Raw genomic sequence first — 12,190 nt, 5'->3', positions numbered from 1 at the left:
TCCTGAATCTTTTTCGGGTGTCCTATGGGAGGTGTTAAGCTGGATTATTGGTTGGAATCAAGCAGGAAGGATGTAAGTAACAAATATAACCGAAACAGGAGAGGACAGCTAATTCCATTCTATTTCCTGAGCTGTAAAACTCGGCCATATTAGGAAAACCAAAAACTTGAAAGCCGATCTGCGGTTGTAATGTCTGCGATATTGGTTCCGGTATTTAAAGTAAGCGGCTTTCAATTCAGGATTGCTGGCACCTCGAAAGGAAAGCAGGCTCAAGTGGGCCTTGATGTGCCTTTTTAGCGTCTCTGTGGCCAATTCGTTGAAATCAACATTCTTTTTGCTGGTGCTCTTGTGGTCAACGTATGATTTGTTCACTTTCCCCATTTGGGAAAGCCACAGTTCTGTTTGCTGCAGAAGCTCTGCATCGGTGAGGTCGTTGATTGTTTTGTCGCCCATTTTGTGATTGCAGTGGGGACATCTGCGAAACACCAAATCAACGTCTCGAGCGCAATTCATACACTTTTGCGTTGTGCTCATCACTTACCTCCTTTTTTCAGAAATGCATTTCACCAATTTCTCAGAAGGTCTTGATTTTTGTCAAGATAAATGTGGCGGAATTGTCTGGACAAACGTCGCGGACTGTTTGAAGTTTGAAAAAATGTAACGCTTTAGAACTGGAAGTAGATGAAAGGCTGCAGGTCCGCGGAACGGAATTGGTAGAGCACCCAAATCAAGACTGCCAGCATGGCGGCTTGAACTGGTATCGGACTGCGGCGCAGGAAGCCTTCAAATCCACTTCGTACCTTGGCGGGCAGCCAATGTAGCAGAAAACCAATCACGATTAACGCTGCCACCACCTGATATTGCTGGAGCCATTGCAGGGCCAGGTTTCCCCGGAAATCTGTGAAGATGGTGCGCAGCATGGTGATGGCGCCTTCAAAGCTGCGGCTGCGGAAAAAGACGCGGGTGAAGGTGATGAAATTGAAGGTGAAAATCACACCGAGAGCCTGAGACCAGAACGATGGTTTTGGAGCGTCAACGCCTTTGGGCGGTTTTTTTATGCCAAAGAGATTGCGGAAAAACCTTTCCAGGCTCAAGCCCAAGCCGTTCAACCCACCCCAGATTACAAAATTCCAGGATGCGCCATGCCACAGACCACCTAACAGCATGGTTATCATCAGGTTCACATAGGTGCGAAATTTCCCTTTGCGGCTGCCACCGAGAGGAAAATAGAGGTAATCCCGCAGCCAGGTGCTCAGTGAAATATGCCAACGGCGCCAGAAATCACCCAGCGAGGTGGCTTTGTAGGGAGAATTGAAGTTTGGCTGGAGATCAAAACCCATCATGGTTGCCAAGCCGATGGCGATGTCGGAATAGCCGCTGAAATCACAATAGACCTGCAATGAATAACCATACAGAGCCAGCAGATTTTCCACTCCGGAATAAAGCGCGGGATTATCGAAGATACGATCCACAAAGTTGATGCTGATATAATCCGCGATTATGCCTTTTTTGATTAGCCCGGCAAAGATGATGGTGAGCGCTTTTGCCATCCTTTCCCGATCCAGGCTCAGTTCTTTGTTTATCTGCGGAATGAACCAGGAAGCGCGTAGAATAGGGCCTGCCACGAGCTGGGGGAAAAATGAAACGAAGAAGAGGAAATCGGCAAAGTCATTGATTGGCTCGAGCTTTTTAAAATAGATATCCAGGGTGTAACTCATCGTTTGAAAAGTGAAAAACGAGATGCCCACCGGCAGGAAAATATCCAGCATGGGCAGGTTTCCGCCGATGAGGTGGTTCACGGTATCGATGAGGAAGTTTGTGTATTTGAAATAGCCCAGCGAACCCAGATTCCAAAACACGCTGAGCCACATCAATGCCTTGCGGTTGGAAGGTTTTTGGGTTCTGTGAATCCAAATGCCGATGAGATAGTTAATCCCTGCCGTGATGACCAACAGCACCAGGAAAACACCGCTGGTTTTATAGTAGAAATACAGCGAAGCCAGCATCAGATACCAGGTTCGCAGCTTTATCTTTTTCACCAAGAAGGGATAGAAAAACATTAAAACTATGAAGAAAACCAGGAAGAATCCGCTGTTGAAAATCAAAGGGTTGGCAGGATCATAAACAAGGCTGGAAAGCAGTTTTTGCAGGATCATTCTCCGCGCTCCGCGTAACTTTTGTATGCCCTCAGCAGAGCTTCATAGAGAAGCTGCCCCTGGAGGCGGTAGCCCTGGGCATTGAAATGTACCATATCTTTGCCCCCGATGCCCTTGTTTTTCCAAGTGGAAAACGAGCCGGGTCCACCCATCACCTGCTGCAAATCCCACCAGGCATGGCCATGCTCCGCTGCGTAGGCTTTGATTTCGTCTGCAACCTTTGCCACATCAGGGTTTGGGACGCCGTTTTTATATGAATCCGGCGGCAGGGTGAAAAGGATGAGAGTGTCGCCACTGTATTTATACATTTTTTCCATATATTTGTTCAGCGCGGTGCGAAAACGTTGGGCGCTGAAGGTTCCCTGGGCGTCGTTTGTGCCCATGGAAATCACGATGAGATCAGGCTTGAGGTCACGATAGCTGGCAAAAACTTCTTCGTTGTTGTACTGGTTTGTGAAGGAAGCGCCATTGATGCCTTTATAGAGAAATCTGAAGCCAGGTGTATCCGGGTTTTCGGATTGCTCTTCAAAAAAGCTGTCAAAAAGAGTTTCGGTGGCGCCGGCGAACCAGCCAGGTTTGATGTGTGAACCGCCAAATTGGTAAATGGTGACCTGCTCTCGCAAGCCTCCGCGCAATTCCATCATTTTATATAGAAATGGTGCCAAAAGCGTGTCCGCGCCTGGGATTTGGTTTTGTTCCCGGCGCAGAAATGACCATTGGGAAAAATTGCTTTCTATGGATTTAAGCGCCACATGGCCTCGGATGAATTCTTCCAGGAGATCCACCCCTTCCGGCAGATTTTCAAGGCAATCCTGCTCTTCAGACAATTCAGACGTATCCTGGGCCAAAATCGTGGCTGCCAGAGAAAGAAAGATGCCGATTAACAGGATATATTTCAGGGTTTTAATCACTTTTTCCCGTGGTGAGCACTTTGTGGAGCATTTCAGAAAGCTTTGCCGCTCCGGCGCGTGTGAAGTGGGTGTAATCCCGCGCCGCAAGCTGAGGCTTCGCGTTCACATAATTTGGCATGGAGTTATATCCACCCATGGCTTTGAACAGGTTCCAGAAAGCTGCTCCGGTTTCATGCGCCATCTCGCTTTGGGCTTTCACCAGGATGGGGATATCCGGAGCGGTTTGATAGCGTCCGCCCTGGTTTGTGCTGCGGTCTTGAACCCCAATCAGCAGGATGGGCACACCCGGCATGGCGTTCTGGATGTGGCGCACGGTTTCAATCATGCCGTTTTTGTAGCGACTGTAATCACGGGTTTTGGGACTGGAGACGTTTCCACCATATTGCAAAACCACGAGGTCATAATCAAGATATTTCTGGAAAGAAGCGAGGGTGGAAGCCGGGATGGCATTAAAATACATTCCAGAGTAACCACGCACGGAGAGGTTATCCACGTAAAAACCGCTGCGGTCATCAAACGAAACTCCGTAAACATGGATGGGGTCGGTGGGGCTGAAAGTCAGGCGTATCTTGGAAACAGGGGTAGATGGGCTGAGATCCAGCATCTGTACGCCTTCACCCGGAGTGAGGGAATGAATCACGCCGTCACCACCATCCAAAGAAACTGTCACCTTGGAATTCGCAGAGGCGTGGGAATAGAAAAGCCGAATGCGGCGAAACTCGTTGGCGCCGCCCACAGCTTTGGATCCGGAATATTCCACCCAGGAAGGCCCGCTCGCGCTGTAACGTTTGGATTCTTTGCGGGAACTTCCACCCACAGCGGCGGAAATCACGTTGCCCAGGGAATCCAAAACCTCAGGCTGGGCTTTGGTTTCAATCACGGATTCTTCATAATACCAGGTGCGGGGGATGAAGGTATAGCCAATCATACCGAGAGGGAATTTGTCAGCTCCACGCTTCATGAAGGAAACTGTTTCCCAGTTTTTGGAAAAAGAATGGCGAATGGTTTGGCGGAATCCACTCACGATGGATGTGATGGGAACAAGGCCCACGCCGTGACCACCATATTCTTCCTGGAACTGAGCTCGCAGCCTTTCCGTGAGCAAATCTCCCTCAATGATGGAATCACCATAAAAAGCGATGCGCAAGCTTTGACCGCTGCCTTTTTGATAGTCGTGAAGTTTGCGCAAAAAGGGCTCCAGAGCCTGAAGCTCATCGTCGATTTGCAGCTCTCGCGCTGCCACAACCACAGAATCCTCTTCAGCAGCTTGGTCCGAGCCTTTCAGGCTGCCCAGCAAATCCAGTTTTTTGATGGAAAAAATGGAATTCTCATTGGCAGGAATCAGCGGCGCAATCAATAAAATCAGCGCCAAAGCTCCCGCGCTAACCAAAAACGGACGCCAAAAGACCCGTCTTCCTGCCTTGGGGCTGGATTCGGAAGTCGATTGCGCTTCGGAGTTTCTATCTTGTTTTTCTTTTGAATCTTTGTTTGTCATTTGTGGAGTCATTTTTAGGACTGGGGTTTTTTGACAAGGAAAATCCATCAAAACAGTTGACAGATTGCGCCACACGGAATCTTTGGTATCTGCCAGGCGCAGTACAACGGACGCTTGTGAACCATGTCAGATCAGGAATGAAGCAGCATTAAGCAACGTTGTCCGTGTGTCGCTGTTAGCCTGGCATTTTTTCTGATGGCTTGACTGGCTTTTAGTTTGCATCATGATAGTCACAATCAATAACTTTCAGGGGAAAGTGGATGAAAAAATCCTTTATTTTGGCAATGCTATGTTTTGTGGTTTCACTGTTGAGCGCTTTTCCCGCCCGTATAGATAGCTGGAACATCGATCAAGACCTCAAAATCTTGAACCAGCTTAAAATCAGTGTGGACAACGTGAGCCGCTCCAATGGCTCTATCATCGTATATCTGCGTGATGAAATGGAATTTACCAGACTTTTGGACCATGGTTTCCGGATTGAAAAACTGCCCGATCTTGCCCGCCAAAACGCGCTGGAACTGCATCAGGATAGGTCATTGTACCCTTCCAGGGATGCATATTACACCATCACCCAATACCAACAGTTCATGCAGGACACCGCTGATCAATATTCCAACATCTGTCAGCTTCATCAGATCGGCACATCGGTGCAGGGAAGACCACTGTATTTTCTGAAAATCACTGATAATCCGCAACTTGACGAAGCGGAACCTGAATTTCTGTATATCTCTTCCATTCATGGTGACGAGCCGGTTGGCTACGATATGTGCATCCGTCTGATAAAATTGCTCACTGAGGATTATGGCAACGACCCACGCATCACAAACTTGGTGGACAACACCGAGATTTGGATTTGCCCGATGTTTAATCCGGATGGATATGTTTTGGGACAGCGTTACAACGCCCAGGGTATTGATCTTAACCGCAATTTTCCCATGCCTTTCGGGATAAACCAACACCCGGATGGCTATGCCTGGGCGCCGGAAAACATCGCCATGATGGATTTTTTGCAAGGCAGGAATTTCGTTCTTTCGGCAAATTTCCACGGCGGAGCGCTGGTGGCGAACTATCCTTGGGATTACAGCCATAGCCTGACTCCGGACAACGATTTGCTCATCCAAGCCGCGCTGACTTATGCAAGCAACAATTCCGCCATGTATAACAACAGCGAATTTTCTCAGGGAATCACCAATGGTGCAGACTGGTATGTGATTACAGGCTCGTTGCAGGATTGGACTTACGGCTACACCGATGGCATGGACATCACCATGGAAATTGGAAATAATAAATGGCCATCGGCATCTCAACTGCCCACTTTTTGGAATCAAAACCGTGAATCCATGCTTTCATATATGGAATTTGTGCATCGCGGCCTGCATGGAACTGTGCATTCTGAGGAAGGGGCCCCTCTCGCAGCAGAGATCAGCATTTTGGACAACTACAAACTGGTGCACACCGATTCCAACGCGGGAGATTATCACAGAATGCTTTTGCCCGGAAGTTATGAAGTGACAGCTTCCGCGCCGGGATATCTGCCTCGGACAGAAACCCTGACGATTCCTGCCTCAGGCTCATTGGAACACGATTTTGTGCTTTCGCAAGCCCAGGTCACCAATCTTTTTGCCCAGGTGCGGGACTCTGAAGGCAATCCAATTCCCGGTCTGAATATCAACCTGAACACCCAGCCGCCCACAAACGCGACCCTGGACGCGCAGGGATGCTTTGAAATCCACGATATCTTTGAGGGACAATATGAACTCAGCGTAAAAGCCGGAACTGAAACGCTGTTTTCAAAGGATTTCCTCCTTGTGCAAAATGACAATCGCCTCGTTTTTATTTATCTTGAACCTGAGGTGGCTTTCCAGGATGCTTGTGAAGACATCACAAACTGGGTCGCCTCCGGACCTTGGGGCGCGGTAACATATCAGGGTTTGCCAGCCATAACAGATTCTCCCTCAGGGAATTATGGTAATAATGTTACCAGAACACTTCATACAGCTAATCCTATCTCACTGCAAAATATGGCAGAACCGACTCTTTCATTCAATGCTGCCTGGGATTTGGAAGAGGGCTACGACTTCGTACACGTTCAGGCGTCCACCAGTACATCCAACTGGCTTACCCTGCATAGTTTTACGGGCACAAATTTGCAATGGCAGCCTTTCAGTTTCACTCTGGAACAATTTGCGGGGGAAAGCATTTATCTCCGCTTTGTGCTGCAGTCGGATTGGTATGTGAATGCTGATGGCATCTATCTGAACGAGATCACGGTTTCGGGTATTGACTCGGATTTGATTGTGCATGGAGACGTTGATGGAAACAGGATAGTCAATTCCCAAGACGCGAACATTATCCTCCAGCATTGTGTTGATTTTGATCCCATCCCCGAAATTGATCCAATTCCTTGGTCCCCTCAGCGTTTTGCTGCGGCTGATGTGGATTTAAACGACAGCCTCGATTCCATGGACGCTTTTTTGGTTCATAAGTATCTGCGCGATCCGCTTTTCCGATTCCCGGCTCAGGGTGGGGAAGAGCTGCAGCTTCCTGAAGTTACTCTCACAGTTGAACATGAGACTCAGGGAGATTATGAAGTGACCGTAATCAAAGGTATTCCAGAAGAATCAATTTACTGCATCGATTGGCAACTTCTTCCCACTCTTTCTTTCCCTTTTCTTGAAATCTCGGTAAACGGATTGGAAGATGATTTTATGGTTTATAACTCCTATGCACAGAAGTTTGCCTGGGCTGGCAGCGCTGAGGCAAAAGGCCCCGTTTTCAACATCGTTTATCTGGCTCCTCCTCAGGAAATCGAACTGCATTACACCGTAAATGGGCATCCCGGAATGCTGAACCTGCCCTCTGGCAGCGCGATTCAGGAAGAAGTGGAACCCGTTGCGGTTTTTGAACTTATGCAAAACCATCCCAACCCTTTTAACCCCGATACCCGCATCAGTTTTTCTCTTCCCGCCGAGCAAAACGCGTGTCTGATGATTTATAACAGCAGGGGGCAAAAGGTTAAAACTCTGGCAGATGGTGTTTTCCCACGCGGACAAACCACACTTGTATGGGACGGACGGGATGATTTGGGCAAGCCTCTCTCCAGCGGCATCTATTTTTATACTCTCCAAAGCGGCGCTGAGAGCCAGAAACGCAAAATGATTTTGTTGAAATAAGGTGGAAAGACATGCGTGCAAAGCTTTTAATAGTTTTATTAATTCTCCTCTCGCTTGGCCTGGCGGGTTGCCAAAAAAAGGATATGGAACCGGTGGAGACCATTATCGAAGGCACTGATTTCCGGCTTGACGCCTTCCTCTCAATCACATCCGAATCCGATGCCCCCAAAGCCAGTTATGAAGTGGAAATAGCAACCACATCCAAGGCCGCCATCCAGGGTTTGATGTATCGCGAAAGCATGGCTGAAAATCAGGGAATGCTGTTTGACCCGGAGGGTGCTTCGGACACAGCGTTTTGGATGAAAAACACCTATATCCCCCTCGATATAATTTTCATTGACATAAACAAGCGCATCTCTTATATTGTTGAAAACACGGTTCCTTTTAGCGAGGAATTGATTGAAGCGCCTGCCATATATAGATATGTACTTGAGCTGAATGCAGGCCAAACCAAGAAAAAAGAATTAACGATCGGAGATAAGATCAAATGGATAGAAAACACATCAGAATAATTCTGTTAATTGCCAGCTTTGTCATGCTGGTTTTGATAACTTCCTGCGACAGAGGAGATAAAGTCTCCTCAGACGAGCCGGAAGCGGGAACCATGATTGAAATGGGAGAGCAATCCCAAGCTCAAGACACAGATCTGGAAACAGATGCAAAAGATGGGCAAGCCAGCGAACAAAAGAAAGGTGACGAAAAGGAAGCCCCCAAAGAAAGCAAAACGCCTTTGAAGTCTTTCCAATATAGTTGGACCGGCTCTGATAATATGCCGGATATTGTGATTATCGTGGATGATTTTGGCAACAGCACCACTTTGCTGGAAGATTTTGGAAAGCTTCCCCAGGAAGTTGTTTTTGCCGTGCTTCCCGATCTTGGCGCCACCAAGAGGTCTGGTGAAGTGGGTGCGCAATATGGTCACGAAGTGATAATTCATTTCCCCATGTATGCCGGACCCAAAAACAACGTTGGCACAAGATATGTTAAAATGGATTCCAGCAGTGAAGAAATCGCGGGGTTAATCCGAGATTTCAAAAGCCAGCTTCCAATGGCTATCGGGGCAAACAACCACATGGGCAGCACCGCCACTGCAGACCGTAATGTGATGGAAAAAGTTTTGAAAGAGCTCCACGCGCAGGGCTTGTTTTTTGTGGACAGCATGACCATCGGTAGTGCCGTTACTCCTGCTTTGGCCCGCACACTGGGTTATCCAGCTCTGAAGAGAGATATGTTTTTGGATGTGGATGACAAACATAAACCCAACTCCGAAGCTTCAATCAACGCAAAAATCGAATATCTGGGAAGATACAAAGGCCGCAAAGAGCCTGTGATTATCATCACCCACTGCCACAATCGCGAAAAACTAAACGCTTTGCAGGAATTCATAACTAAGATTAAGGCTCAGGGCTTGAAACTCACCACACTCAGCGCGGCAAAAAGACTGGCCAGTTAAGACTTTCATCCTCCATTTTGGGAAGGAAAACTATTGTCCAGCCGCAGGGAAATCGCTGAACATATCGCCGCAAAGCTACACGCGGCGGGAGATATCACCTTACGCAAAATGTTCGGCGAATATGGTATCTGGCTGGATGGGAAGCTGATTGTTGTCATTGCGGACGATCGCCTTTTCTTCAAAATTACCGAGGCTGGCCGCCATTTCATTGGTCAGCCTGAAGAAGACCAACCCTACCCCGGTTCCAAACCTTGGTTTTTGATTCCGGAGGAAATGTGGGAAGAATCTGCTTGGTTGGTGGAATTGGCGCGCATCACGGCGCTGGAACTACCCGCCCCAAAACCCAAAAAACCGCGTAATAAATGAGCGAGATTTTCCGCTGTCCCTGGACTGGAAATGACGAACTGATGATTCGTTATCATGACCAGGAATGGGGCGTCCCTGTTTTTGATGACCGCAAACTTTTTGAATTTCTGGTCTTGGACGGCTTCCAAGCTGGTTTGAGCTGGGCATGTGTTTTACATAAACGCGAAAATTTCCGCCAAGCTTTGGATGATTTTGACGCTGAAAAGATTGCGAAATACGACAGCAAAAAGATAGAATCCCTATTGCAGGATCCAGGTCTCATCCGCAATCGCCTGAAAATGAACGCCGCGGTGACAAACGCGGTGGCTTTCCTGAAAATACAGGAAGAATTCGGCTCTTTTTCTGACTATATCTGGCAATTCACGGGAGGGAAAACCATCATGAATAACTGGAACAGCGCGGATGAGGTGCCAACTCACAGCCCGGAATCCGACCTCATGAGCAAAAATCTCCGCGCGCGCGGTTTCAAGTTCGTGGGCACCGTGATTTGTTATGCCTTCATGCAGGCTGCCGGGATGGTGAATGACCACCTGACCGGGTGCTTCCGTCACTCCGCTCTTGAGTCTGGCTCCAGAGTAACACGTTCATGACTCGTGATCAACCCGATAAAGAATCGGGTTGTTCAGGAGATGATGCCAAGTTACACTGCTTCTGGAATAAAGAGCGAAACAAGCTTTGAGGATTGTGCTCTAAACATTTAGGAAAGGTTCAAGCCTGTGTTGACCAAAAATTGTAGCTTCAACCTGCATTTTTGTCTTGACAGAAAAAGGGACGTTTAAAATTGTGTTTAAACTTAAACATTGAATGAACAGCGCTGGGGGCGTAGTTCAGTTTGGTTAGAACGCTTGCCTGTCACGCAAGAGGCCGCGAGTTCGAGTCTCGTCGCTCCCGCCATATACTCGGATGCCGGAAACGGCATCTTTTTTTTTGAGGGCCACGACCCTCGGGGGACGGGGTCCTTTTCAGGAAGGAAACATGAACGATTTTGACATTCGCGAATGCATGCACTATCAAAAACTTGAAGGGATGGGGGTTCGATGTGTTTTGTGTCCACACCTTTGCCTGTTGAAGGTGGGGGAGATTGGTCTTTGCCGCGGACGCCAAAATCAAGATGGAAAGCTGATTGCCGTTAATTATGGAAAAAGTATTGGCTTGGCTGTCGATCCCATCGAAAAGAAACCACTTTATCACTTCCGACCCGGAACGTCCATACTTTCCTTGGGACCCAATTCCTGCAATCTGAACTGTTTTTATTGTCAGAACTATAACAGCAGCCAGCAAGAAAGTCCAACCATGGATATCAGCCCGCGCCAACTGCGGGATTTGATTCGGGAACGGGGTCTGACACCGCAAGTGGCGTTCACATATACTGAACCTCTCACCTGGTTTGAATATATTTACGATTTTGCCCAAATCGCGCCTGAGGTGGACATCGTTTTGGTGAGCAATGGATTTATCAATCCTGAGCCGCTGGAGCAGCTTTTGCCATTTGTGAAAGCCATGAATATCGATCTCAAATTCATGCGCGATCAATTTTACAAAGAACACTGTGGAGCCTCTCTGGATGTGACTTTGCGAACCATCAAAAAAGCCCATACGCGAGGGGTGCATCTGGAACTCACCAACCTTCTCATTCCGGGTTTGAACGATTCTGAGGAAGATATTTTGGATTTGGTGAAGTTTGTTGGTGATCTGGACAGACGAATTCCATTGCATTTTTCCGCCTACCATCCGGCTTATAAATCCCAAATCCCCGCAACGCCGATTACAACAGTTTTGAAAGCCTGCAGAATGGCAAGCGATTTCCTGGATTATGTCTATGCGGGAAACATTGGTGTCAATGATTTTAGCGCCACAAAATGTCCCGGCTGTGGTAAGGAAATTATCACTACAAGCCGCAGAGCTGTGGGTTTGGATGGCGCATTTTGCAAAAACTGCGGTCATAAAATCAATGGTGTATTCTGATGTATCGAAAACTGCGTGAACACCTGAGTTTGGCGGATTTTATCCTTATCCTGACAGTTTTGCTCGCCATAGGGATTAGCTGGGCTACGGTCAGCAAAAAAGAAGAGCGGCTCTACGTTTACATCCAAAAAGATGAGCTGGCGGTGGGTGTGTTTCCTCTGGATAAAGACCGCGTGATTCGCATCGACGAACACAATACGGTTGAAATCAAGGATGGAAAAGTGGGCATGACGGAAGCTGACTGTCCCGACAAACGCTGTGTTAAACAAGGTTTTGGAGATAAACTGCCCATCGTTTGCCTGCCCAACCGTGTGGTGGTGGAAATCCGTCCTCTGCAGGCGCCACGCAGGCTGATAGTCCAGTGAGGCAGATTTAATGTTGAACTTTGCGATATATGTTTCCGACCATGGTTTTGGCCATGCGACCCGGATGGCGGCTTTGGCTGAGGAACTCATCCGCTTCGGGATTTTTGTGCATATCCGCAGCGCCAGACCGGATTATATCTTCGCGGGATTGGATTCCAAATACTATCAAAAATGGGATGTGGTCTGCGATTTTGGCGTGAAACATGGGGAAAATTTGGCTCCGGATTTGAAGGCTACGGAGGAAGCTTTGCTCGAGCTGATGGGGCAGAGGTCCAGTATTTTGGAGCGTGAAGTTGATTTTTTGCG

At 48.0% G+C, this 12,190-nt stretch carries 12 protein-coding genes, 1 tRNA gene and 1 other RNA gene; 10 read left to right on the top strand and 4 right to left on the bottom strand.

Going from position 1 to position 12,190, the window contains the following annotated elements:
• Positions 1–108: 108 nt before the first annotated feature.
• The 4 genes from GX135_04125 to GX135_04110 all read right to left on the bottom strand — a co-directional run bounded on the left by GX135_04125 (position 109) and on the right by GX135_04110 (position 4,562).
• The gene (locus tag GX135_04125) at positions 109–534 is read right to left on the bottom strand and encodes a hypothetical protein (protein ID NLN85275.1); all 426 of its coding nucleotides are present in this window, start codon (positions 532–534) and stop codon (positions 109–111) included.
• 131 nt (positions 535–665) lie between these two features.
• Positions 666–2,156, bottom strand: a complete 1,491-nt coding sequence (locus tag GX135_04120; GenBank protein NLN85274.1) for an MBOAT family protein — start codon at positions 2,154–2,156, stop codon at positions 666–668.
• Complete coding sequence (locus GX135_04115; protein ID NLN85273.1) at positions 2,153–3,067, bottom strand: hypothetical protein; 915 nt, start codon at positions 3,065–3,067, stop codon at positions 2,153–2,155. The genes GX135_04120 and GX135_04115 overlap by 4 nt, the downstream gene beginning before the upstream one ends.
• A complete protein-coding gene (locus GX135_04110) occupies positions 3,060–4,562 on the bottom strand; it encodes a hypothetical protein (protein NLN85272.1) in 1,503 nt (500 codons plus the stop codon). The genes GX135_04115 and GX135_04110 overlap by 8 nt, the downstream gene beginning before the upstream one ends.
• A 90-nt stretch (positions 4,563–4,652) precedes the next feature.
• Here GX135_04110 and ffs point away from each other — a divergent pair.
• The 10 genes from ffs to GX135_04060 all read left to right on the top strand — a co-directional run.
• Positions 4,653–4,751: signal recognition particle sRNA small type (gene ffs, locus GX135_04105), an RNA gene on the top strand.
• 71 nt (positions 4,752–4,822) lie between these two features.
• Positions 4,823–7,735: a T9SS type A sorting domain-containing protein gene (locus GX135_04100; protein NLN85271.1), complete on the top strand. Its 2,913-nt coding sequence runs from the start codon at positions 4,823–4,825 to the stop codon at positions 7,733–7,735.
• Positions 7,736–7,827: 92 nt separating this feature from the next.
• On the top strand, positions 7,828–8,247 hold the full coding sequence (locus GX135_04095) for a DUF192 domain-containing protein (GenBank protein NLN85270.1): 420 nt from the start codon (positions 7,828–7,830) through the stop codon (positions 8,245–8,247).
• Complete coding sequence (locus tag GX135_04090; protein ID NLN85269.1) at positions 8,223–9,188, top strand: divergent polysaccharide deacetylase family protein; 966 nt, start codon at positions 8,223–8,225, stop codon at positions 9,186–9,188. Before GX135_04095 ends, GX135_04090 begins: the two co-directional genes overlap by 25 nt.
• Positions 9,189–9,296: 108 nt before the next feature.
• Positions 9,297–9,554, top strand: coding sequence for a TfoX/Sxy family protein (locus tag GX135_04085; GenBank protein NLN85268.1), 258 nt, complete (start codon positions 9,297–9,299; stop codon positions 9,552–9,554).
• Positions 9,551–10,144, top strand: a complete 594-nt coding sequence (locus tag GX135_04080) for a DNA-3-methyladenine glycosylase I (protein NLN85267.1) — start codon at positions 9,551–9,553, stop codon at positions 10,142–10,144. The genes GX135_04085 and GX135_04080 overlap by 4 nt, the downstream gene beginning before the upstream one ends.
• A gap of 226 nt (positions 10,145–10,370) precedes the next feature.
• Positions 10,371–10,448 (top strand) — tRNA-Asp (locus tag GX135_04075).
• Between the two features lie 96 nt (positions 10,449–10,544).
• Positions 10,545–11,519, top strand: a complete 975-nt coding sequence (gene amrS / locus GX135_04070; GenBank protein NLN85266.1) for an AmmeMemoRadiSam system radical SAM enzyme — start codon at positions 10,545–10,547, stop codon at positions 11,517–11,519.
• Complete coding sequence (locus GX135_04065) at positions 11,519–11,884, top strand: NusG domain II-containing protein (GenBank protein ID NLN85265.1); 366 nt, start codon at positions 11,519–11,521, stop codon at positions 11,882–11,884. Before amrS ends, GX135_04065 begins: the two co-directional genes overlap by 1 nt.
• Before the next feature lie 10 nt (positions 11,885–11,894).
• The coding region (locus tag GX135_04060; protein ID NLN85264.1) for a hypothetical protein at positions 11,895–12,190 on the top strand (296 nt) is incomplete at its 3' end.

This window comes from Candidatus Cloacimonadota bacterium (assembly GCA_012522635.1).
Classification (GTDB): Bacteria; Cloacimonadota; Cloacimonadia; order Cloacimonadales; family Cloacimonadaceae; genus Syntrophosphaera.
This window is presented reverse-complemented; position numbering and strand designations above follow the sequence as displayed.